The organism is Pseudomonas massiliensis (assembly GCF_000826105.1).
GTDB classification, from domain to species: domain Bacteria; phylum Pseudomonadota; class Gammaproteobacteria; order Pseudomonadales; family Pseudomonadaceae; genus Aquipseudomonas; species Aquipseudomonas massiliensis.
The window spans coordinates 68503-90284 of sequence record NZ_CCYK01000007.1; the positions used below are offsets into that span (position 1 = coordinate 68503).

The window sequence follows — 21782 nt, forward strand, 5'->3', positions numbered from 1 at the left end:
GTTGGTTCAGAAGGCGAAGCAGGAGCAGCCGAAGGCGCCCCAGAATTCCTGGAACCGGTTGACCGGCACATTCGAGCGGCGAGCGCGATCATGCTGGTGGGCATGCACAGCGCAAGCGCCCTGGCATTGATGAACGGCGCTCATGGGCGCCGAGGGACGGAAGTGGCCGGGCACCAGGGCCACGGGTGACCAGTCCGGCAGCACCGGAATGGCCGGCGGAGACAGCTCGCGGAAGTCGCCAGCGGCGTACACCACCTTGCCGCCCACAACGGTCAGGACGGACTCGATGGCCTTGATAGCTTCTACATCCACGCTGAAGAAGTCCGCCGAGAGCACGGCGAGGTCGGCCAACTGACCGACCTTGATCTGGCCTTTCTTGCCTTGCTCGGAGGAGAACCAGGCGCTGCCGTGAGTGAACAGCTCAAGCGCCGTTTCGCGCGGCAGGCCTTCGGGGTACAGCTCCAGCCCACCGACCGTGCGTCCGCTGACCATCCAGTACAGCGAGGTCCAGGGGTTGTAGCTCGACACCCGCGTAGCATCAGTACCGGCGCCGACGGGCACGCCTTCGGCGAGCATGCGCTGGATCGGCGGAGTGGCTTCGGCGGCCGCCGCGCCGTAGCGGTCCACGAAATACTCGCCTTGGAAGGCCATGCGGTCCTGAATGGCGATCCCGCCGCCAAGGGCCTTGACCCGCTCGATGTTGGCGGGGGTGATGGTCTCGGCATGGTCGAAGAACCAGGGCAGGCCATTGAAGGGAATGTCCCGGTTCACTTTCTCGAACACATCCAGCATCCGCGAGATGGACTCGTTGTAGGTGGCATGCAGGCGGAACGGCCAGCGGTGCTCCACCAGATGACGCACCACCGGCTCGAGTTCCTGTTCCATGGTTTGCGGCAGGTCGGGTCGAGGTTCGAGGAAGTCTTCGAAATCGGCGGCGGAAAACACCAGCATCTCGCCAGCGCCGTTATGACGGAGGAAGTCGTCGCCCTGGTGCAGGGTGACGCTGCTGGTCCAATGCTTGAAGTCTTCCAGCTCTTCCTTGGGCTTCTGGGTAAACAGGTTGTAGGCAATGCGAACCGTTAGCTGCTGGTTCCTCGCCAGGGTCTGAATCACTTCATAGTCGTCGGGATAATTCTGGAAACCGCCGCCGGCATCGATGCAACTGGTCAGGCCCAGGCGGTTGAGCTCGCGCATGAACTGGCGGGTGGAATTGACCTGGTGATCCAGCGGCAGCTTGGGCCCTTTGGCCAGGGTCGCATAGAGGATCATCGCGTTGGGCCGCGCGATCAGCATGCCGGTGGGCTCGCCACGGCTGTCACGCACGATTTCTCCGCCCGGCGGGTTGGGAGTGTCACGGGTATAGCCGACAACCCGCAGGGCAGCGCGGTTGAGCAGGGCGCGATCGTACAGGTGCAGCACGAACACCGGCGTGTCAGGCGCCGCCTGGTTGAGCTCTTCGAGGGTAGGCATGCGCCGCTCGGCGAACTGGAATTCGTTCCAGCCACCGACCACCCGGACCCACTGCGGTGAAGGCGTGCGATCGGCCTGTACCTTGAGCATGCGCAGCGCATCGGCCAGTGACGGCACGCCTTCCCAGCGTAACTCCAGGTTGTAGTTCAGCCCACCACGGATCAGGTGCAGGTGGGAGTCGTTCAAGCCGGGGGTCACCGTGTGCCCCCTGAGGTCGATGACCTGGGTCGTGGCGCCACGATGGGCCATGACTTCGGCTTCATCGCCGACCGCCGTGAACGCGCCCGCGCTGATCGCCACGGCGCCGGCGGTGGGCTTGTGGCGATCCACAGTGTGGAAGCGGCCATTGATCAGAATCAGTTCTGCTGACATGTGGGGTCCTTTGACTGACGGGTAAGTCCGGGCGACGCAGGCGATGCCAGAGCATCTGGCCAGGCCCATCGGGTGCGAGCAGATTGTTCTTGTGCTGGTGCGGCCGCTTGCATCGACGTGCTTGTTTTGCCCGTGGTTTAAGAAGTTCCTTATCCCTTGAGGCTTATCCCTAGGGGTAAGGCCCAGTAGGGCTGAACTGGGCATGGCGCCAGATCATCGGGGTGCAGCCAGCCAGGCGGCTGAAGGTACGGGTGAAGTGGGATTGATCAGCGAACCCGCATTCCTCGCTGATCTGGGCAATGGGCAAGGGGCTGCTGGCGAGCAACGCCTTGGCGCGCTCTACACGCGCGCCGAGCAGCCAGTCCCGAGGGGATACCCCTGTGTTCTTCTTGAAGGCCCGGGAAAAATGACTGCGTGAAAGGGCACAGGCTTTGGCCACCTGGGCGATTGACAGTCTCCCTGCCATACCGGCGATCATCATTTCCTTGGCCCGACGTTCTTGCCAGGGCGCCAGGGCTACTCTGGCCGGCAGCCTCGGAGAGGGCGCCATATAGCGGTTAAGCAGATGAGTACAAAGTTCCAGGCCGCTGCGTTGTACCTGTTGGGCGGCATCTTCAGGCGCGGCGAGGGCTTCACGGAACGATTCGATCAGGCGGTAGGACACAGGGTCTAGGGTGGCGGTAGACAGCTGGGCAAACGCATTCATGGCCGTGGCTCCTTGCTGGTTGACGGAGCCAGTGTCACCGTTGCCGAACGGCAAGTACTTTAGAAAACCTGAAAAAGACTGAATGTTCAGCCCCTCAGCGAGGCCGATGAACGAGAGGCTCGATGGCCCTTAACAGAGCTTCGCCGGTGAAGGGCTTGGACAGAAAGCAGGCCGCGCCCTCGGTCAGGCAACGCCATCGGGCGGCTTCGCCATTGGCCGAGATACACACCACTGGCAACTCCGGCGCCATGAGGCGCAGGCACTGCTGCACTTCATGGCCGGACAGCCCTGGCATGCACAGGTCCAGCACCACGCAAGCAGCGATCTGCATGGCCGACGACGCCAGGAAGTCTTCGCCGCTGGCGAAGCATTGAGGCGCGTAACCGGCCGACTTCAGCAAGTTGGCGAGGCTTTTTCGGACGGAAGAATCGTCGTCGACGACGCACACCACTTGCATGAACTGGACTCTTGGCGGCTAAGGAGGCAGCGGTATCGCCCGATGTCGTTGGCGACCCTTGGGCATTGTGCACGGGCGGGTCTGCATGGCCAATGAACCCGCGCGCCTTTTGGCCAATACGTGCTGTTACCTCAACAAGCCGCTACTTCAGGGCATATCGCGCCCCAGCATGATCATCAGGCCTCACAGAGGCAAATAAGCACAGTAGTGCAATAAGGGGGCTGGCCAGGCGCCGATAGTCGGCGCAGTAAAACCCGCTAGCGTTGGAGCCCTTCATGAGCGCGCAAGTCACCGCTGAGTTCGCTGCCGTGCCCTACCAGGTAAAGCTGTCCGATGGCCTTCACCAATGGCTGGCAGACCTTGCCCAGGAAGGCACCGCCAGCATCGGGCCAGGCCCCCACGAGCTGCTGCTGTCCGCCCTGGGCGCCTGCACGGCGATCACCCTGGGCTTGTATGCCCAGCGCAAGCAGCTTTACTTGCAACGCATCGAGGTCAACCTGGGTATCAGCCTGGAAGACGCGGCCGCCGGCCTGACCCGCATCGAGCGTCAGATCGCCCTGGAAGGCGAACTGGACCAGACCCAGCGTGACCGTTTGCTGCAGGTTGCCAACGCTTGCCCGATCCACCGCCTGCTGACGGGCGCTGTGGAGATCCATTCCGCTTTGACACCCCTGTAGCAACCACCCAATGACTGGAGGCATGCCCATGAGCACTTTCACGACTACCGACGGCACTGAGATCTATTTCAAGGATTGGGGGCAGGGCAAGCCTGTGCTCTTCAGTCACGGCTGGCCGCTGGATGCCGACATGTGGGACTCGCAGCTTCATTACCTTGCATCCCGCGGCTATCGCGCCATTGCCTTCGACCGTCGTGGCTTCGGTCGCTCCAGCCAACCCTGGAGCGGTTACGACTACGATACTTTCGCTGAAGATATCCATCAGTTGATCGAACACTTGGGTCTGGAAGACGTGACTCTGGTCGGCTTCTCCATGGGCGGTGGCGACGTTAGCCGCTATATCGGCCGTCACGGCACAGCCAAGGTGGCCGGTCTGGTACTGCTGGGCGCGGTAACGCCAGCGTTCGGCCAGTCGGCAAGCTTTCCCGAAGGGGTTCCAGGCAAGGTGTTCGAGGACATCAAGGCTGGCCTGCTCAAAGACCGGGCACAGTTCATCAGCGACTTCGCCGCGCCCTTCTATGGCACCAACCAAGGCCAGACCGTTTCCGCGGGCGTCTTGACCCAAACGCTCAACATTGCGCTGCTGGCTTCGCTCAAGGGCACCATTGACTGCGTTACCGCGTTCGCCGGCACCGACTTCCGCGGCGACGTTGCCAAGGTCGATGTGCCAACCCTGGTCATCCATGGCGACGCGGACCAGATCGTACCGTTCGAAACCACTGGCAAGCTCGCGGCCCAGGCCATCGAAGGTGCCGAATTGAAGGTTTACCCAGGCGCGCCCCATGGCTTCGCGGTAACTCATCAGGAACAGCTCAACGAAGACCTGCTGGCCTTCCTGAACCGTTGAGCGCAAGCCTTCTGGAAGCGAGAGCGCTACTCTCGTTTCCAATCAGGCAACTGTCATTCTCCGTACATGTTCACGGGTTATGTTCATCACTGGTAGCTCGCTTCAGCCGACCGTCCGTCGGCTTTTTTCTTTCAGGTTGATGCGATTCAGCCGCATTCAGCCCTTGTGAAGGCCGTCACATTTCCTGCAGGCCCCGGAAATCAAGGGGTGCGCTCATGCTTACCGGATCGGTCCGTCCCGGCAGATCCGGACCAATGCTCTGACCCCCATGGTAGAGCGATCACGCATGGTCTACTGTCTACCTAACAATAAGAAAACAGTAGAAGGATGTTTGCCATGCTTGACTATAAGAAAACCCATCGCTGCCTTCTTGCCGACGTAGCCTCTGGTCAATGCGCTCACCGTGGGCAGTTGACCCAAACCTTGCAAGCCTTGGTGCTCGCAGGCTTTCTTCGCAGTGAACGCGTGTACAGCCCAGACCGGGCTATCGTGTTCAAGCTAACGTTGACGCCCGCCGGTCATGAGTACCTGGCTGGGCTGTGGCACTGAAGTTTACCCACCTATACCGGGCCGGCAGATCGCCGGCCTTTTGCTATGGCCAGGGGTCAGGCCCAGGCCTATTTCGAAACGCCACAGCTGACCTGAAATAAAGGGTTACTCGAACGACGCCACTTCGTCCAGATGAGCAAGCAAGTCGAGGGGGTCGGCGTAGACCCGCAAGGCGCCAGCCCGCTCCAGTTCGCCACGGTCGTAACCGCCAGACAGCAAACCTATTCCCAAGGCCTTGGCGCGCCTTGCCGCGAGCATGTCCCAGATGGCGTCGCCTATGACCAGGCATTCCTCGATGGGTACCCCCATCTTGTCCGCGCCCGCAATGAAGAGGGCCGGGTCCGGCTTGCCCTGCTTGACGTCGTCACGGGTAACCAGAGTGATCTCGCTGGCATCGAGTCCCAAGGCATTGAGATTGATCTGGGCGGTGGCCGTTTCGCCACTGGTGGCGATGCACCATTTGAGCTTTTCACGGGTGAGGGTAGCGAGCAGTTCATTGGCTCCCGGCAGGGCAATGATCTGGTCCTGCAGCCGCTCATAGGCCTTGGCATGGCGCTCGCTGAGTCGCTTGGCCTGGGCGTCGCTCAGTTCCAGCCCGGTTTCCCGCGACAGGTTTTTCAACATCAGGCCGCCACTCATGCCGATCTTGCGATGAATACGCCACATCGCCAGGGGGATGTCTTCAGCATCCAGGGCTTCCTTCCAGGCGGCCACGTTCTGGTAAACGCTGTCGGTCAGGGTGCCATCCAGGTCGAAGATGAAAGAGGTTTTCTCACGCATGAACTGATCCGTCGAAGGCAGGGGGTTAACCTTCGAGGAATAGGCATGGGCTTGGTTCCGGTGGCGACCGAAGAAGGGAGGCTATCTGGCCGGCCTCAGTCACGGCATGCCAGGCGGCGGCGCTGTCACATCGATCCGCCATGGCGCCGCCGATACTCTGCCGGTGTGACCCCGACATGCCGGACGAAGGCGCGCCTCAGGGTGTTGGCGTTGGCGAAACCGCAGGCGGCGCGCGTCTTGCCGGGCCAGTTGAGCTGAGCGATTGGGCGTTTGCGCCGGGCATTAAAAAGCCGGCTTGTGGCCGGCTTCTCGTGGGCGGGTCTGGCGTGTTTTTGACAAGCCGTACCCACCTGCAAAAGGTAGGAGGCTACCGCGCAAGGCGGTAACGGGCGGGCTGGCGGGTAGCCGACTCGCCGGGCGCGGGCCGCAGCCGTTGCCAAGGTGGCGCACAGGATAAAGCCATCTGCCCGGCTTGGGTAGGGCTGATTGGCCACCGCTGCTGCTTTACTCGTTTCAATATGCAAAAGCCCCGGGCTGGCCGGGGCTTCGTACCAAGCGGTCAGGCTTAGTCCTTGTACGCGGCCACGGCCTTGGTGATCTCGGCGCGGGCCGCGTCAGCGTTGCCCCACTCCTTGAGCTTGACCCACTTGCCCGGCTCCAGGGCCTTGTAGTTCTCGAAGAAGTGCTGGATCTGCTGCAGCAACAGTGGCGGCAGGTCGGTGTATTCCTTGATGTCCTTGTACAGCTGGGTCAGCTTGTCGTGAGGCACGGCCAGTACCTTGGCATCGCCACCGCCTTCGTCGTCCATCATCAGCACGCCTACCGGGCGCGCGCGGATGACCGAGCCGGGTACCACCGGGTAGGGGGTGACCACCAGCACGTCCAGCGGATCGCCGTCATCGGCCAGGGTGTTGGGGATGTAGCCATAGTTGGCTGGGTAGAACATGGGAGTGGCCACGAAGCGGTCAACGAAGAGCGCGTCGCTGTCCTTGTCCACTTCATATTTGATCGGCGCGTGGTTGGCCGGGATCTCGATAACGACGTGGATGTCGTTCGGCAGGTCCTTGCCGGCTGGGATCTTGCTGTAGCTCATGGGGTGCTCCCGTTAACAATGAGATCGTAGGGCCAAGGCCTGGCGCGGTGTCAGCGCCAAGGCCCGGGTAGAAGGTGGCGGGATTATAGGCATAACCCGTATATGGCGCCACGCTAGGACAGTCATTGGCGTTCAGGGTTGCAACCCTGGCTCAGGGTGTTGCCGCGCATTGCCAGTGCTCTCGGACAGCCGCAGGCGCTCCAGCGGATCCTGGCGATAGAAGGCCTGCAGCTGCCGGTAAACCTGTGGGTAAGCCTGGAGCAGCACATCCGGTGCGCTGAAGAAATATTCGCTGGTCACGGCGAAGAACTCGGCCGGGTTTTCCGCCGCGTAAGGGTCGATGAGGGTGTCGGTCTGTTCGTCAGCGTCCAGTTGCCGGTTAAGGTCATCGAAAGCCTGCTGCATGGCCTCGGCCCAGCGCTCCACTGACATGCCGCGATGCAGAGGCGGCAAGCCGTTGGCGGTCCCGTTGAGCATGTCCAGCTTATGGGCCAGCTCATGGATGACCAGGTTGTAGCCATCCCAGCCGCCGCTGGCCTCCACACCGGGCCAGGCCAGGATCACCGGACCCTGCTCCCAGGCTTCGCCGCTGTGCTCGGCGTCCCAGCTGTGCTCCACGCCGCTAGGGTCCCGATACTTCTGAGGGCTGACGAAGTCGTCCGGGTAGAGCACCAGTTCATGGAAGCCCTGGTACCAGCCCAGTTCCTCCAGGCCCAGGAGCGGCAGTTGGGCCTGGGCGGCCAGTAGCAGGCAGTCATGGTCGGACAGCTCGAGCCCTGGGAGGGGCGTCAGGGTTTTCTCCGCGAGGAACAACAGGCTGCGCTCGCGCAGCCGCTGTTCTTGCTCAGCGCCCAGGCCGTCGAGCAGGGGCAGGGCCTGGAGCGCCTGCGCCCATTGTTGGTCGCTGACCTGATGGCGCCGCAGGGTACGCTGACGTTTCCACGCACGCCAGCTCCACATCAGCGACCGGCCGTTTCGGCCGGGCTACGGCTACGACGGCCCCGGATCAAGCCAATGACCATGGGCAGGAAAGACAGCGCAACGATCACCAGCACCAGCAGCGTCAGATTGTGCTTGATGAACGGCACGTTGCCAAAGAAGAACCCCAGGGTGGTCAGGCTGCCGACCCAGGCCACGCTGCCGGCTGCGCTGAAACCAATGAAGCGAGGGTAGGGCATGCGCGCCACGCCCGCCACGAAGGGCGCGAAGGTACGAATGATCGGCAGGAAGCGGGCCAGGGTAACGGTTTTGCCACCGTGATGATCATAGAAAGCCTGGGTACGCAGCAGGTAGTCCCGGCGGAAGATCCTGGAATGGGGATTGGCGAACAGGCGTTCACCCAGGGTGCGCCCCACGACATAGTTGGTGCTGTCGCCCAGGATGGCTGCCGCGATCAACAGCCCCGCAAGCATCAGGGGGTCCATGGCGCCACCGGCAGCCACGGCCCCGGCGATGAACAGCAGGGAGTCGCCGGGCAGGAAGGGCATTACTACCAGGCCGGTTTCACAGAAAATCACCGCGAACAGGATCAGATAGATCCAGCTTCCATACTGAGTGACCAACTGGTTCAGATACACATCCAGATGCAGGATGAGATCCAGCGGGTTGAAATCCATATGCGCCACCTGTAAGGCCGGTTTACGACGAAAAAGGGCGTCAGTATACGGCGAAAGTGGCGGGCCGGCTCGGTGCGTCAAAGGCCCCGCGCGGCTGAGAGCGCCAGCCCAGGGCCTCTGTCCTCAGAAGAACCCTAGCGGGTTGATGTCATAGCTCACCAGCAGGTTCTTCGTCTGCTGATAGTGGTCGAGCATCATCTTGTGGGTTTCCCGGCCAACGCCGGATTTCTTGTAGCCGCCGAACGCCGCATGCGCCGGGTAGAGGTGGTAGCAGTTGGTCCATACACGGCCGGCCTTGATGCCCCGGCCCATGCGGTAGGCGCGGTTGATGTCCCGGGTCCATACCCCGGCCCCCAGGCCGAACTCGGTGTCGTTGGCGATAGCCAAGGCTTCGGCCTCGTCCTTGAAGGTAGTCACGCTCACCACCGGCCCGAAGATCTCTTCCTGAAACACCCGCATGCGGTTGTTGCCCTTGAGCAGGGTCGGCTGAATGTAATAGCCGCTGGCAAGGTCGCCCTCCAGCTTCTCCACCTGGCCACCCGTCAGCAACTCCGCGCCTTCGTCCTTGGCGATCTGCAGGTAGGACAGGATCTTGTCGAACTGTTGTTGGGACGCCTGGGCGCCGATCATGGTGTCGGTATCCAACGGATCTCCGCGCTTGATCTGCTCTACCTTCTTCATGACTTCAGCCATGAAGGCGCCGTAGATGGACTCCTGCACCAGCACCCGGGACGGACAAGTGCAGACTTCGCCCTGATTGAAGAAGGCCAGCACCACGCCTTCCGCCGCCTTTTCAATGAACGCCGGCTCGGCCTGCATGACGTCCTCGAAGAAGATGTTCGGTGATTTGCCGCCCAGCTCCACGGTGCTGGGGATGATGTTCTCGGCGGCGCACTTCATGATATGCGAGCCCACCGGCGTGGAGCCGGTGAAGGCGATCTTGGCGATGCGTTTGCTGGTGGCCAGGGCCTCGCCGGCTTCCTTGCCATAGCCCTGCACGACGTTAAGCACGCCAGGGGGCAGCAGGTCGCCGATCACTTCCAGGAGTACGCAAATGCCCAAGGGTGTCTGCTCGGCAGGCTTGAGCACCACGCAGTTGCCCGCAGCCAAGGCCGGTGCCAGCTTCCAGGCCGCCATCAGGATAGGGAAGTTCCAGGGAATGATCTGCCCGACCACGCCCAATGGCTCATGGATGTGATAGGCAACGGTATTGCCATCGATCTCCGCGGCGCTGCCTTCCTGGGCGCGCAGGGCACCGGCGAAATAGCGGAAGTGATCCGCTGCAAGGGGGATGTCCGCGTTGAGCGTTTCGCGAATGGCCTTGCCATTGTCCCAGGTTTCGGTAAGGGCGAGCAGTTCGAGATTCTGTTCGATGCGGTCGGCGATCTTGAGCAGGATCAACGAGCGCGCCTGGACCGAAGTCCGGCCCCACTCATCGGCGGCGGCATGGGCCGCATCCAGAGCCTTGTCGATGTCTTCGGCCGTGGACCTTGGAAATTCGGCAATAGGCTGCCCATTCACGGGCGAGGTATTGGTGAAATACTGGCCCTTCACTGGCTCGACGAAGCGGCCGCCGATGTAGTTACCGTAGCGTTCCTTGTAGGTGACAATGGCGCCTTCGGTACCTGGATGAGCGTATCGCATGGGGTTTCTCCTGGGCTCTTATTGTTTGTGGGCATAGGGCAGTTCAAGCGTAGAACAAAGCCTGAACGACTGCTGGCCAAAGCGCTGCGGGGCGGCAGCCGCGTCCCTTGCGTCCATGGCTGGCCCAGCAAGCGAGCGCCAGCGGCGGGTGAAATTCTCGCTGGCCTGGGCTACCCTGCCTCGACGTTTTTCGAGGTCCACCATGCACATCCACATTCTCGGCATCTGCGGTACTTTCATGGGCTCGCTGGCGGTACTGGCCAAAGCCCTCGGCCACCGCGTCACCGGCTCGGACGCCAATGTCTACCCACCCATGAGCACCCAGTTGCAGGCCCAGGGCATCGAGCTCACCCAGGGTTACGATCCGGCCCAGCTGTCGCCAGCGCCCGATCTGGTCGTGATCGGCAACGCCTTGTCCCGGGGCAACCCGGCCGTGGAATATGTGCTCGACCAAGGGCTGCCTTACGTGTCCGGCCCCCAATGGCTGGCCGACCATGTGCTGCAAGGTCGCTGGGTACTGGCCGTGGCGGGCACCCATGGCAAGACGACCACCAGCAGCATGCTGGCCTGGGTGCTCGAGCACGCCGGCATGGCGCCAGGTTTTTTGATCGGCGGCATCCCGCAGAATTTCGGCGTCTCCGCGCGCCTTGGCGACACCCCGTTCTTCGTGGTCGAGGCCGATGAATACGACAGCGCCTTCTTCGACAAGCGTTCGAAATTCGTTCACTACCGGCCGCGCACGGCCATCCTGAACAACCTGGAATTCGACCACGCAGACATTTTCCCCGACCTGCCCGCCATCGAGCGTCAGTTCCACCACATGGTGCGGACCATTCCCGGCCAGGGCTTGATCATTCACCCCACGGACGAAGCGGCTCTGGGACGGGTGATCGCCATGGGCTGCTGGACGCCTGTGCAAACCACCGGCGAAGGCGGGCAATGGCAGGCCCGCTTGCTGGCTGAAGACGGCTCACGCTTCGAGGTATCGTTCCAGGGGCAGGTCGAAGGCGTGGTGCAGTGGTCGCTTACAGGGCGCCATAACGTCGCCAATGCCCTGGCCTGCCTGGCCGCCGCGCGCCATGTGGGCGTAGTGCCGGCCATGGGCATCGCTGGCCTGAGTGAGTTCCGCAATGTCAAACGGCGCATGGAAGTGGTGGCCCAGGTCAAGGGTGTGACGCTCTATGACGACTTCGCCCACCATCCCACGGCCATCGCCACCACGCTGGACGGCCTGCGCAAGCGAGTGGGCGCAGCGCCCATCATCGCCGTGGTCGAGCCCAGGTCCAATTCCATGAAGCTCGGCGCCCATCGCGACGGCTTGCCCTCCAGCGTGATCCAGGCTGACCAGGTGATCTGGTATGCGCCGCCGAACCTAGGGTGGGATTTGGCCGCGACCGTGGCCGGCAGCCAGGTGCCTACCCAGGTGGCCGACAGCCTGGAAGCGATCATCACCCAGGTCAAGGCCCAGGCCGTGCCTGGCACCCATGTGGTGATCATGAGCAACGGCGGCTTCGGCGGCCTGCACAACAAATTGGCCGAGGCCCTGCAATGAGCGGCCCGGAACGCATCACCCTGGCAATGACCGGGGCTTCGGGGGCGCAATATGGCTTGCGGCTGCTGGACTGCCTGGTAAGGGAAGACCGCGAGGTGCACTTCCTTATCTCCAAGGCAGCGCAACTGGTGATGGCTACCGAAACGGACGTCAGCCTCCCGGCCAAGCCGCAGGCCATGCAAGCCTTCCTCACTGAGTACACAGGGGCGAGCGCGGGCCAGGTGCGAGTCTACGGCAAGGAAGACTGGATGGCTCCGGTAGCCTCTGGCTCGGGCGCGCCCAGCGCGATGGTGGTGGTGCCCTGTTCCACCGGCACGCTGTCGGCCATCGCTACCGGCGCTTGCAACAATCTGATCGAGCGGGCGGCGGACGTGACGCTCAAGGAGCGCCGCCAATTGATCCTGGTACCCCGAGAAGCGCCATATTCCACCTTGCACCTGGAGAACATGCTCAAGCTGTCGCGAATAGGCGCGGTCATCGTTCCAGCCTCTCCGGGCTTCTACCATCAACCGCAGACCATCGACGACCTGGTGGACTTCGTGGTGGCGCGCATTCTGAACCTTCTGGACATTCCCCAGGACATGCTGCCGCGTTGGGGCGAGTATCACGTTGGCAACGATGAATAGGGCCCTGGCCGCTGCGCTATGCCTGGCGTTGTGCACAGGTTGCGGCACGGTGAAAACCCTGGATGCCGCCAAGCCCGGAGCGCCTCTGGTCTACGCTGGCACCCGGCTGGACCTTTATGCCCTGGGTGGTGGCTGCTGCGCGATAGACCGTTTCGGTACCAAGCCCCCCGCCTGGCCCGCCGTGGACCTTCCCGGCAGTGCCTTGCTGGACACCCTGCTGTTGCCGTTCTCGCTATTGGCCACACTGGGCGTGGGCTACCAGGCCCAAGGCGGCCTGTAGGCACCCGCGAAGCTGGCGCATCAGGGCAGGCAAGCCCTTCCTGTTCAGGCGGCGATTGGCAGTGGGAGCCAGGGGAGCTGGCGAATGTATACAATCTCTGATCAAGGACCGTTCGGCCGCTGCGCTACCTCCCACCGGGTGACCTGCGCTTGGCGGGCTTAGGCTCCCGACGTCCTCTGGAAGCCTCAGCGGCCCAGCTTGCGTAGTTCATCGGATTCGACCACCCGAACGCCCTGGCCGTCTTCCAGGGCCAGGCGCCATAGCGCCCGGGCCAGATGGCAGGCTTCGATACCATGGTATTTGCCAGGAATCAGGCGGGACAGGGGGCCCGCGATCTGTTCGGCCAGGCGCGGCTCGCTTCGGTTGCCGATCAGAATCGATGGTCGAGCCAGGGTCAGTTGGGGCCAACCTTGCTCACGCAAGCCCAGTTCCAGCTCGCCCTTGACCCGACTATAGAACATGGAAGAGGAGGGGTCCGCGTCCACCGCACTGATGGCCAGGAAATGCCGTGCGCCCAAGGCGCGGGCGCGGGCCGCATAGGCCAGCACCAGGTCGTGGTCGATGGCGCGAAACGCTTCCTGGGAGCCGGCCTGCTTGATAGTCGTGCCCAGGCAGCAAAAGGCGATGTCGACAGGTCCCTGGAGTCCAGGCAACAAGGCATTGAGCTCGCCGACGGGATTTTCCAGGCGCGGGTGCTCCACCAGCGCCCGTCGGGTAGGCGCCAGCACGCGGGTCACCGTAGGCTCGTTGAGCAGGCGATCGAGCAAATGCTCGCCCGTGAGGCCGGTGGCGCCGGCAAGAAGAATATTCTGCGGAGTGAGATACATGCTGCCTCCTTCGGCCATTAATGCCGGGCCGCCGATTCAGGGTCCATGCCATGCTCGTCGCCATGCAAGGCGGCGGTCGCCTGTTGCTGGCGTAGCCGGTGCCAGTGGGTAAGCACGCCCTTGGGCGCCCACATCTGAGGCTCCGAAGCTTCGAAATTCTCCGCCTGTTCTCGTTGCGCGACAATCGCCGAGGCTTGCTGGAAAGCACTTTGCAGGTCGTCCGTGGTAGTCAGTGCCTGGCCGAACAGGGCATCGCCGAAATAGGTGAAGTCGGCTTCCTCGGAGCAGCCAAAGGACACCCGATCCGCGCGCGAGGCGGTGATGACCAGCGTCTTTTCGTTTTTCAGAGGCTCAATGAAACCACCGGAATAGCACGCCGAAACCACGATGATCTTGTCGCGATCCTTCAAGGGGGCCAGCAGACTGGCGAAGTCGCCAGCGGAAAGGTCGCCCAGCTCCAGTCTGGGCTGTTCCAGCACCAACTCATGTTCGGCAGTGCCATGGCTGGTAAGGTAGATGAACACCAGGTCTTCGGGGCCGCTGCGCTGGGCGATAGCCTGTACGGAGCGTGCCAGGGTTTCCCGAGTCGCCATGACGCGGTCGTTGAAATGGTCCCGATGATTGACCAGAGTCAGCCCGCCCTTGGCGCCGAAGCGGCTTGCCAGCAGGTCATGAACATAGTCCGCTTCACGCATGAACACACTCTGCTCGCCGTCGCCTCCTACCGTCAGGCTATAGAGTTCCACGGCCGGGGTAGAGTTCGGCAAGCGCGCCAGCGCGCGTTCCAGCAAGGGGCCCTGGGCCAGCAGGCCGCGCTCCAGGGGGTCGGGCAACAGGTGGCCTTGCTCGTCACGCACCAGGCGCCCCTGCACCCAGAAGCCGGCCTGACGGCTCCCGTCGGAAAGAACCAGGACACCTTTGCCCTGGTAGGCGTCCTCAACGAAACCACCGGTATAAAGGCTGCCATCGGCCGAGGCCAGTTGCCCCTCACCGTGGAAATGCCAGTCGACGAAGCCCCCTTGGTAATGGCTGCCGTCGTTGGCGAACAGGTCGCCATGGCCGTTGGGCGCGCCCCCCTTGAAAGCACCGATCCACACATCGCCTGCCTGGGTCTCGTAGCGCCCGTGCCCTTCCAGGCGGCCAAGATGGAACTCACCGGTGTAATGGTCGCCGTCGCCATTGCTGAAGGTGCCATGCCCTTCCAGCTGGCCGTCGACGAAGTGCCCGCTGTACTGGTTGCCCTCGGCGTCGGTACGCACGCCCTCGCCGTTGGGTTGGCCGTGCTCGAAGTCGCCCTGGTAAGTACTGCCGTCTTCGAGTTCCAGGTGGCCGGCGCCGGCGTATTGATCATTGACGAAGCCGCCCCGGTAGCTATGGCCCGGCTCCTTCAGAAAACCTTCGCCTTCACGCTTGCCCCGCTTGAAACCGCCGGTATAGGTCAGGTTGCCAGCGGTGAGCGTGCCCTGTCCGTCGAACAGGCCTTGCTTGAACTCTCCCTTGTAGACTTCTCCATTCGGGCCGTGCCATTCGCCGGTGCCGTGCCATTGACCATCCTTGAAGGCGCCGACGTACCAGCTGCCGTTGGGGTAGTCCACGCGGCCCTCGCCCTGCAGCAAGCCATCGACCACTTGCCCATGGTACTTGCCGCCATCAGGAAGACGGGCATCAGCGGGCAGCAGGGGTTTACCTTCGCCGCAGGCGGCGAGCAGCAGGCACAGGGCCAATGGAGCGAGTGGGCGCATGGCAGGGTCCGGGCAATCGAGGCGCCGAGTATGCCGTAGATATCGCTGTCGGATACAGCCTCAGACGTCAGGGTGCGTCCTGGCTCACAGGAAACAGAGCAGCAGCGGTTCGGCGACGAAGCCGGGCTGTGCCTGGCCTTCGATTTCCAGGGTAGCCCTGGCCCGCAGCAGCCATTGCCCCGGACGCTTCTGCGTGGCCTGGAGTAGCGTCAGGTGCAGGCGCACCCGGGCGCCTACCCGCACTGGTTGGATGAAGCGCACCCCCTCCAGTCCGTAATTGACTGTCATGTGCGTTCCTTCCGGCGCCAACATCAAGCCTTCGATCAGGCGCGGAATCAGCGCCAGGGTCAGGAACCCATGAGCGATGGTACCGCCAAAGGGAGTAGCGGCGGCGCGTTCGGCGTCCACATGGATGAACTGATGATCCTCGGTGGCGTTGGCAAACTGGTCGACGCGGGCTTGATCGATCATTAGCCACTCGGAGCAGCCCAGGTCCTGGTCAAGATAATCCACAAGGTGGTCAGCCGGTATGTAACGCATGACGTCTCCTGACAGAATGGCGATCATCGGCACCTGACCATGCCAGTGGGCGCAGGTCAAGGCACGCTGCCCCCCATCCATTCCATGAATGTCCCCCTGGGTCGCTATAATGCTCGCCGTCCATCAGCGGGGTAGAGAGGAACGCAATGCTATTGAGAGGGCTGACCTGGCTGATCGTATTCCAACTGCTGGGCACGGCCTTGCATGAGCTGTTCTTGCCGCTGCTACCGGGGCCCATTCTAGGGCTGTTGTGTTTGCTGGGCTGGCTGATGTATCAGGGCGAAGTCCCTGATCATGTGGAGCTGGCCGCGTCCAGTCTGCTGCGTTACCTGCCGTTGCTGCTGGTGCCGCCTGCCGTGGGCGTAATGGTCTATGCCTCGCTGCTCGCCGAGCATTTCTGGGCGCTCGTGGGCGCGCTGGGCCTGTCGGTAATGGGCTCGCTGGGGCTGACAGGCTGGCTGATGCAGCGGCTCATTGGTTCCAGGGCGAAGCCGTCCGAGCCAGGGCGGCAACCATGAACCTGGGCTGGCACGCCGCGGCGGGGGCGGTCATTCATCATCCTTTGTTCGGCATAGGGCTGACCCTGGCGGCCTATCAGCTTGCCATGGCATTGTACGAGCGCACCCGGCTGGTCTTCCTGCAGCCTGTGCTCTTGTCCATGCTGCTGGTGGTGGGTGCCCTGGTGGCCTGTGGCTTGTCCTACGCCGAATATCGCCAGGGCACGGAAATCTTCGCCACGCTCTTGGGCCCGGCCACCGTTGCGCTGGCGGTTCCGCTGTACCTGAACCTGCGTCGCATCCGCCAGCTGCTGTGGCCGACCCTTGCTACGCTGCTGCTGGGCGGCGTGGTGGCAACCGCTTCCGGAGTCTGGCTGGGCTGGTGCTTCGGCATGGATACCCAGACCCTGGTGACCATGGCACCGAAGTCGGCCACCTCGCCGATCGCCATGCTGGTGGCAGGTCAGCTTGGCGGGGTTCCAGCGCTGGCGGCGGTGTTCGTGCTCACTACCGGAGTACTGGGCGGCATCTTTGGCCCGGGAATCCTGAGGCTGCTCAAGGTAAGCGCGCCTGAGGCACGCGGCATGGCCCTGGGCCTGACCTCCCATGCGGTGGGTACCTCGGTTGCCTTGCAGGAAGGTGAGGCCTGTGGGGGCTTCGCCGCCCTGGGCATGAGCCTGATGGGGGTCAGCACCGCAGTATTCCTGCCATTGGCGGTCAGTCTTTTCGTATGAGGAACGCTTGATGAAGTTGCCGTTATTCCCGCTCAATACTGTGCTCTTCCCGGGCTGTACCCTGGATTTGCAGTTGTTCGAAGCGCGATACCTGGACATGATCGGGCGCTGCATGAAGCAGGGCGAGGGTTTCGGTGTGGTCTGCATACTGGAAGGCAGCGAAGTGGGCGATGTGCCCACGGCCTATGCCTCCCTGGGATGTGAAGCGCGAGTTCAGGATTTCCAACAGCAGGACAATGGCTTGCTGGGTATACGAGTGGAAGGCGGCCGTCGTTTCCAGGTGGAAAGCGTCGAGGTGCAGCGTGATCAGTTGATCGTGGCCGAGGTGCGATGGCTGGAGGATGCGCCTGACGTACCATTGGGCGAAGACGACCAGGACCTGTTGGCCCTGCTTGCGGCCCTGGCGCAGCACCCTCTGGTGGCGACACTGGAAATGGGTAGCGAGGCCACGGGCCGGCAAGCCCTGGCGAACCGCCTGGCCTATTTACTGCCGTTCGAAGACCACGACAAGCTGAGCCTGCTCGAAACGACGGACCCCAGCACCCGGCTGGAAATGGTCCAGGCCCTGGTCGACCGCATGCAAGGGGAGTTGCAAGGTTGATTCGTCCCGGGCCGGGGCTTATTGATAGGCATACTGGCTGAGGGCTGCGGCCAGGTCGTGCCAGGTGAACCATGCGAACGAGAGCAGGCATGGCACCAGCACCAGGCACCAGGTGCGCAGCCCCAGGGGCTCCAGCCGATGCACGCGCAAGGTAATGGCCAGGCCGGCAGCGCAGACGAACACGGCCAGCAGCGCGCCGGCCAGGACGTCCGTGGGCCAGTGGGCGCCCAGGTAGACCCGCGACAAGGCGATGGAGAGCGCGGGTATGCAGGCCACCAGCATCCAGGTCAGGCGCATCCGCGGCGGCTGGCCGCGGCTGGCCAGTACCGCCAGCACGAGGAAGAAGGCGAAGGAGGCCGAACTATGGCCGCTGGGCATGCTATAGGTGCTCAGGGGCGTGCTCAGGACTTCCGGACGTGCGCGCGAGAACAGCCACTTCAGGGTGCCGTTGCCGAGGGCGGTGCACAGGAGTACGCCGCCCGCGAAGAGGGCGTGGCGCCAGTGCCGGGCCGCCAGCAACAACAGGGTGAGCAGGACGCCCACCCAGGCCTGGGTGCGGAAGTCCCCGAGCCGGGTGACCGCGACCACGATGCGATCCAGGCCCGGGCTGCGATGCTCCTGCACCAGCGCGACCAGCCCTTCATCGAAGTGGGTGAGATAGGGCCAGCCGAGGAATACCGCCAGCATCAAGCCGAAACTGGCGGCGCTGGTCACTACAGTGGCGCTTGGTTGGCGCCGCAGGCTGCTATTGATCGCCAGGCCGATCAAGGCCGCCAGGCCAATGGCTACCGCCGCGGCCTGGGGCCAGAAGCCAGCAGGCAAGGGCAAGCGCACCGCGGCGCCGGTCATCCAGCCGGGCAGCAGGTAGGCTACCGACCAGCCCGCGGCGGCGAGAAGGCTGACCAGAGTGAAGCGTGGCAGCGGCATTTTCAGCATGCCGGCGACCATGGGCAGCATGGGCCGCAGGGGGCCAATGAAGCGGCCCACCAACAGACTGGCCACGCCGTAACGCTGGATGAACCCCTCGGCGCTGGTCAGCCATTGCGGATGGCTGCGCAGCCCGGGCAGGCGGCGAATGTTCTGGTCCATGCCCCGGCCGATGGCGTAGGAAAGCGCATCCCCCACCAGCCCACCGGCATAACCGAGCAGGAGGGTATCGCCCAGGCTCAAGGCGCCGCCGCCTGCGAGGGCGGCCACGGCGAACAGGGCCACCGTGCCGGGGACGATCAGCCCGGCGATCGCCAGGCATTCCACGCAGGCCACCAGGAAGATCGTGGCGCCCAGCCACTCGGGGTTGGCGCTCAGCCATTGGTTCATTTCGCCCAGCCACGCATTCATGCTCGGTTTCCTTGGCTCAACAACTCATAGTCGCGTCCTTGGATCTGGCCTCGACGCAAAGGGTTTCGGGTGCAGAAGCGGGCGTATTCCGCGTCGACGAAGCGGTACGGAAGGTGCTCGTCGCGCCCCGCCGGTATGCCAAGGCGGGTGGTCTGGATAATCTGGGATACCTGCACGCCTGCATCTTCCACATAGAACCTGGCCGGGTCGAAGCGGCGGCCGTCCCATTCCGGCACCTTCAGGCCCAGGGCCCGGCAAAGCAGGGTCTGGCCCGCGCAAAGGCGCTCGGGTGGGCGAGGCTGGCCACTGGCGTCCGGATTGTTGAGGGTCATCCGCGCCAGGGCGTTTTCATCGCTGAGTTCGTCCACCCAGGGGTAGGCCGACTTGATCAGCACGGCATTGCCCGGGCCGTGGGCGCTGAAGTTGAGCGAATCTCCGCCACGGGCGTAGTACATGTAGATATGGCCGCCATCGAGGAACAGGGCCTTGCGCTTTTCCGTGTAGCCGAGGGACGCGTGACTGCCTTTGTCCTCCAGGCGATAGACTTCGGTCTCGATGATGCGCGCGGCCAGCCAGTGAGGACCCTGGCGATGACGTATCACCTTGCCGAGCAGGTCCTTGGCCAGGAGGAGCGCATCGCGATCGAAGAAGGTGTCAGGGAGGGCGTGGGAATCAGGCATGTGAACGACCGTGGACGATATGAAGCAGATGATAGCAAGGCTCCAGGGAAGGTTTCAGCGCGGCGGTGTCTTCAGTTTGTAACCATCTGCCCGTCGCTGCTGTTAGTCCCTTCCTGTCACGGCTATAATCAGCGGCTTTCCTCTTTTCCAAGCCGTGGAATCATGACTGAGCCTGTCCTCGACTACATGCACCGCCTCGGACGCGCCGCCCGCGACGCCGCCCGGGTCATCGCGCGGGCCAGCACCGGCCAGAAGAACCAGGCCCTGCTGGCCACCGCCCAGGCGCTGGATGATGCCCGTGAAGCCCTGGTCGCCGCCAACGAGCAGGATCTTGCCCAGGCCCGCGCCAATGGCCTGGAATCGGCCTTGCTCGACCGCCTGGCGCTGACGCCCGCGCGTATCGATGGCATGATCGCCGGCCTGCGCCAGGTCGCCGCCCTGCCAGACCCGGTCGGCGCCATCCGCGACATGAGCTACCGCCCTTCCGGCATCCAGGTGGGCAGGATGCGCGTGCCGCTTGGCGTGGTCGGCATTATCTACGAGTCACGGCCCAACGTGACCATCGACGCCGCCTCCCTGTGCCTGAAGTCCGGTAACGCCACCATCTTGCGTGGCGGTTCCGAGGCCATCCAGTCCAACCGGGCCATCGCGGGCTGCATCGCCCAGGGGCTGGAAGCGGCCGGCCTGCCGGCCGCCGTGGTCCAGGTGGTGGAAACGACGGATCGCGCCGCGGTCGGCGCGCTGATCAGCATGCCCGAGTATGTGGACATCATCGTGCCCAGGGGCGGGCGTGGGCTGATCGAGCGTATCGCCCAGGATGCCCGGGTGCCGGTCATCAAGCACCTGGACGGCATATGCCACGTCTACGTGTCCGCCCATGCCGACCTGGCCAAGGCCCGGCGCATCGCCTTCAACGCCAAGACCTACCGCTACGGCATCTGCGGCGCCATGGAAACACTGCTGGTGGACGCGGCCGTGGCCGCTGAGTTCCTGCCGGCCATGGCTGGCCAGCTGCGGGAAAAAGGCGTGGAGCTGCGTGGCTGCGAGCGTACGCGGGCAATCATCGAGGCCGCCCCGGCAAGCGAAGACGACTGGCGTACCGAATATTTGGCCCCGGTGTTGTCGATCCGTGTAGTCAGCGGTCTTGACCAGGCCATCGAGCACATCAACCACTACGGCTCGCACCATACCGATGCCATCGTCAGCGAGCACCAGGGGGAGGCCCGCCGCTTCCTGGCCGAGGTCGACTCGGCTTCGGTGATGCTGAACGCGCCCACCTGCTTCGCCGACGGCTTCGAATACGGGCTGGGCGCGGAAATCGGCATTTCCACCGACAAGCTGCATGCCCGCGGGCCTGTGGGGCTGGAAGGCCTGACCTGCGAGAAATACGTGGTGATCGGTGACGGCCAGCTGCGTGGCGAGTCGAGCGCCCATTGAGCCTGGGCCAGCAGGCGCGCTCGCCCTTACCCAGGCGCATCGGCGTGCTCGGAGGTACCTTCGACCCGGTGCACATCGGCCATCTGCGCGGCGCGCTGGAAGTGGCCGATGTGCTTGCCCTGGACGAGTTGCGGCTGGTTCCGAATGCCCGACCACCGCATCGGGAGCAGCCTCAGGCCACGCCCGAGCAGCGTCTGGCCATGGTCGAACAGGCGGTCCAGGGCGTCTTTCCGCTGCATGTTGACGGGCGGGAACTGCTGCGGTCGCAGCCCTCGTATAGCATCGAGACCCTGGAGGCGATACGCGCCGAGTTGGCCACTGACGATCAACTGTTCCTTTTGCTCGGCTGGGATGCCTTCTGTGGGCTACCAAGCTGGCACCGGTGGTCCGAATTGTTGTGGCATTGCCACATCGTCGTCCTGCAGCGTCCGGATGCCGACAGCGAGCCGCCCGATGCCCTGCGTAACCTGCTGGCCGCCCGCGCGGTCAGCGCTCCGGCCGCCCTGCAAGGGCCGGCCGGGCAGATTGCTTACGTCTGGCAGACACCCCTGGCGGTGTCCGCCACCCAGATCCGCCAGCTGCTGGCCAACGGCAAGTCGGTTCGTTATCTGGTGCCAGACGCGGTATTGGCCTACATCGAGGCGCATGGTCTGTACCATGCGCCCAATTGACCGGGCAGCGCCGGTAATCCCGCGCCCCGACTTACGAATCAACGAG

24 protein-coding genes are annotated in these 21782 nt (G+C 63.6%); 11 read left to right on the top strand and 13 right to left on the bottom strand.

Annotation, left to right across the window (positions count from 1 at the left end; genetic code table 11):
- Positions 1 to 6: 6 nt before the first annotated feature.
- The 3 genes from BN1188_RS11120 to BN1188_RS11130 form a co-directional block, all read right to left on the bottom strand.
- Complete coding sequence (locus tag BN1188_RS11120) at positions 7 to 1842, bottom strand: amidohydrolase (RefSeq protein ID WP_040261558.1); 1836 nt, start codon at positions 1840 to 1842, stop codon at positions 7 to 9.
- Between the two features lie 169 nt (positions 1843 to 2011).
- Positions 2012 to 2548, bottom strand: coding sequence for a helix-turn-helix transcriptional regulator (locus BN1188_RS11125; RefSeq protein WP_232430920.1), 537 nt, complete (start codon positions 2546 to 2548; stop codon positions 2012 to 2014).
- Between the two features lie 94 nt (positions 2549 to 2642).
- On the bottom strand, positions 2643 to 3005 hold the full coding sequence (locus BN1188_RS11130; RefSeq protein WP_040261559.1) for a response regulator transcription factor: 363 nt from the start codon (positions 3003 to 3005) through the stop codon (positions 2643 to 2645).
- 275 nt (positions 3006 to 3280) lie between these two features.
- Between BN1188_RS11130 and BN1188_RS11135 the strand changes: the two genes are divergently transcribed.
- The 3 genes from BN1188_RS11135 (at position 3281) to BN1188_RS11145 (ending at position 5078) form a co-directional block, all read left to right on the top strand.
- Positions 3281 to 3682, top strand: a complete 402-nt coding sequence (locus tag BN1188_RS11135) for an OsmC family protein (protein WP_040261560.1) — start codon at positions 3281 to 3283, stop codon at positions 3680 to 3682.
- 28 nt (positions 3683 to 3710) lie between these two features.
- Positions 3711 to 4529, top strand: coding sequence for an alpha/beta fold hydrolase (locus BN1188_RS11140; protein WP_040261561.1), 819 nt, complete (start codon positions 3711 to 3713; stop codon positions 4527 to 4529).
- Between the two features lie 336 nt (positions 4530 to 4865).
- Complete coding sequence (locus BN1188_RS11145) at positions 4866 to 5078, top strand: hypothetical protein (protein ID WP_040261562.1); 213 nt, start codon at positions 4866 to 4868, stop codon at positions 5076 to 5078.
- Positions 5079 to 5183: 105 nt separating this feature from the next.
- Here the strand turns inward: BN1188_RS11145 and BN1188_RS11150 are convergent, their stop codons facing one another.
- The 5 genes from BN1188_RS11150 to exaC all read right to left on the bottom strand — a co-directional run bounded on the left by BN1188_RS11150 (position 5184) and on the right by exaC (position 10211).
- Positions 5184 to 5858: an HAD family hydrolase gene (locus BN1188_RS11150; RefSeq protein ID WP_040261563.1), complete on the bottom strand. Its 675-nt coding sequence runs from the start codon at positions 5856 to 5858 to the stop codon at positions 5184 to 5186.
- Between the two features lie 565 nt (positions 5859 to 6423).
- A complete protein-coding gene (gene ppa, locus BN1188_RS11160; RefSeq protein WP_040261564.1) occupies positions 6424 to 6951 on the bottom strand; it encodes an inorganic diphosphatase in 528 nt (175 codons plus the stop codon).
- 132 nt (positions 6952 to 7083) lie between these two features.
- Positions 7084 to 7911 carry a M90 family metallopeptidase gene (locus tag BN1188_RS11165; protein ID WP_040261565.1) on the bottom strand — a complete coding sequence of 276 codons (828 nt, stop codon included), beginning with the start codon at positions 7909 to 7911 and terminating at the stop codon, positions 7084 to 7086.
- On the bottom strand, positions 7911 to 8567 hold the full coding sequence (locus tag BN1188_RS11170) for a DedA family protein (protein ID WP_040261566.1): 657 nt from the start codon (positions 8565 to 8567) through the stop codon (positions 7911 to 7913). The genes BN1188_RS11165 and BN1188_RS11170 overlap by 1 nt, the downstream gene beginning before the upstream one ends.
- Positions 8568 to 8690: 123 nt before the next feature.
- Positions 8691 to 10211, bottom strand: coding sequence for an acetaldehyde dehydrogenase ExaC (gene exaC, locus BN1188_RS11175; protein ID WP_040261567.1), 1521 nt, complete (start codon positions 10209 to 10211; stop codon positions 8691 to 8693).
- Positions 10212 to 10413: 202 nt separating this feature from the next.
- On the opposite strand from exaC, the gene mpl reads away from it, so the two are divergent.
- Genes mpl through BN1188_RS11195 form a run of 3 tightly spaced genes read left to right on the top strand, consistent with a single transcriptional unit; the run spans position 10414 to position 12669 of the window.
- Entirely contained in the window at positions 10414 to 11763 is a 1350-nt protein-coding gene (gene mpl, locus BN1188_RS11185; RefSeq protein WP_040261569.1) for a UDP-N-acetylmuramate:L-alanyl-gamma-D-glutamyl-meso-diaminopimelate ligase, read from the top strand.
- Positions 11760 to 12389: a flavin prenyltransferase UbiX gene (gene ubiX / locus BN1188_RS11190; protein ID WP_040261570.1), complete on the top strand. Its 630-nt coding sequence runs from the start codon at positions 11760 to 11762 to the stop codon at positions 12387 to 12389. Before mpl ends, ubiX begins: the two co-directional genes overlap by 4 nt.
- Positions 12382 to 12669: a YceK/YidQ family lipoprotein gene (locus tag BN1188_RS11195; protein ID WP_040261571.1), complete on the top strand. Its 288-nt coding sequence runs from the start codon at positions 12382 to 12384 to the stop codon at positions 12667 to 12669. Before ubiX ends, BN1188_RS11195 begins: the two co-directional genes overlap by 8 nt.
- A 185-nt stretch (positions 12670 to 12854) precedes the next feature.
- On the opposite strand, the gene BN1188_RS11200 is transcribed toward BN1188_RS11195, so the two are convergent.
- From BN1188_RS11200 to BN1188_RS11210, 3 genes are all read right to left on the bottom strand, one after another.
- Positions 12855 to 13496 carry a Rossmann-fold NAD(P)-binding domain-containing protein gene (locus BN1188_RS11200; protein WP_040261572.1) on the bottom strand — a complete coding sequence of 214 codons (642 nt, stop codon included), beginning with the start codon at positions 13494 to 13496 and terminating at the stop codon, positions 12855 to 12857.
- Positions 13497 to 13513: 17 nt separating this feature from the next.
- Positions 13514 to 15238, bottom strand: coding sequence for a C13 family peptidase (locus tag BN1188_RS11205; RefSeq protein WP_040261574.1), 1725 nt, complete (start codon positions 15236 to 15238; stop codon positions 13514 to 13516).
- 84 nt (positions 15239 to 15322) lie between these two features.
- Positions 15323 to 15778: a MaoC family dehydratase gene (locus tag BN1188_RS11210; RefSeq protein ID WP_040263848.1), complete on the bottom strand. Its 456-nt coding sequence runs from the start codon at positions 15776 to 15778 to the stop codon at positions 15323 to 15325.
- Between the two features lie 146 nt (positions 15779 to 15924).
- On the opposite strand from BN1188_RS11210, the gene BN1188_RS11215 reads away from it, so the two are divergent.
- Genes BN1188_RS11215 through BN1188_RS11225 form a run of 3 tightly spaced genes read left to right on the top strand, consistent with a single transcriptional unit; the run spans position 15925 to position 17610 of the window.
- A complete protein-coding gene (locus tag BN1188_RS11215) occupies positions 15925 to 16296 on the top strand; it encodes a CidA/LrgA family protein (protein WP_040261575.1) in 372 nt (123 codons plus the stop codon).
- Positions 16293 to 17009, top strand: coding sequence for an LrgB family protein (locus BN1188_RS11220; RefSeq protein WP_040261576.1), 717 nt, complete (start codon positions 16293 to 16295; stop codon positions 17007 to 17009). The genes BN1188_RS11215 and BN1188_RS11220 overlap by 4 nt, the downstream gene beginning before the upstream one ends.
- A gap of 10 nt (positions 17010 to 17019) precedes the next feature.
- Positions 17020 to 17610 (top strand): LON peptidase substrate-binding domain-containing protein, encoded by a 591-nt coding sequence (locus BN1188_RS11225; protein WP_040261577.1) that lies wholly within the window; start codon positions 17020 to 17022, stop codon positions 17608 to 17610.
- Between the two features lie 18 nt (positions 17611 to 17628).
- Here BN1188_RS11225 and BN1188_RS11230 read toward each other — a convergent pair whose 3' ends face one another.
- Both BN1188_RS11230 and BN1188_RS11235 read right to left on the bottom strand, forming a co-directional pair.
- On the bottom strand, positions 17629 to 18948 hold the full coding sequence (locus BN1188_RS11230) for a bifunctional DedA family/phosphatase PAP2 family protein (RefSeq protein ID WP_040261578.1): 1320 nt from the start codon (positions 18946 to 18948) through the stop codon (positions 17629 to 17631).
- Positions 18945 to 19628 carry a DNA-3-methyladenine glycosylase gene (locus tag BN1188_RS11235; protein WP_040261579.1) on the bottom strand — a complete coding sequence of 228 codons (684 nt, stop codon included), beginning with the start codon at positions 19626 to 19628 and terminating at the stop codon, positions 18945 to 18947. Before BN1188_RS11235 ends, BN1188_RS11230 begins: the two co-directional genes overlap by 4 nt.
- Positions 19629 to 19790: 162 nt before the next feature.
- On the opposite strand from BN1188_RS11235, the gene BN1188_RS11240 reads away from it, so the two are divergent.
- Positions 19791 to 21065 (top strand): glutamate-5-semialdehyde dehydrogenase, encoded by a 1275-nt coding sequence (locus tag BN1188_RS11240; protein ID WP_040261580.1) that lies wholly within the window; start codon positions 19791 to 19793, stop codon positions 21063 to 21065.
- A 2-nt stretch (positions 21066 to 21067) separates the two neighbouring features.
- Positions 21068 to 21736: a nicotinate-nucleotide adenylyltransferase gene (gene nadD / locus BN1188_RS11245; RefSeq protein WP_040263850.1), complete on the top strand. Its 669-nt coding sequence runs from the start codon at positions 21068 to 21070 to the stop codon at positions 21734 to 21736.
- Positions 21737 to 21782: the final 46 nt, after the last annotated feature.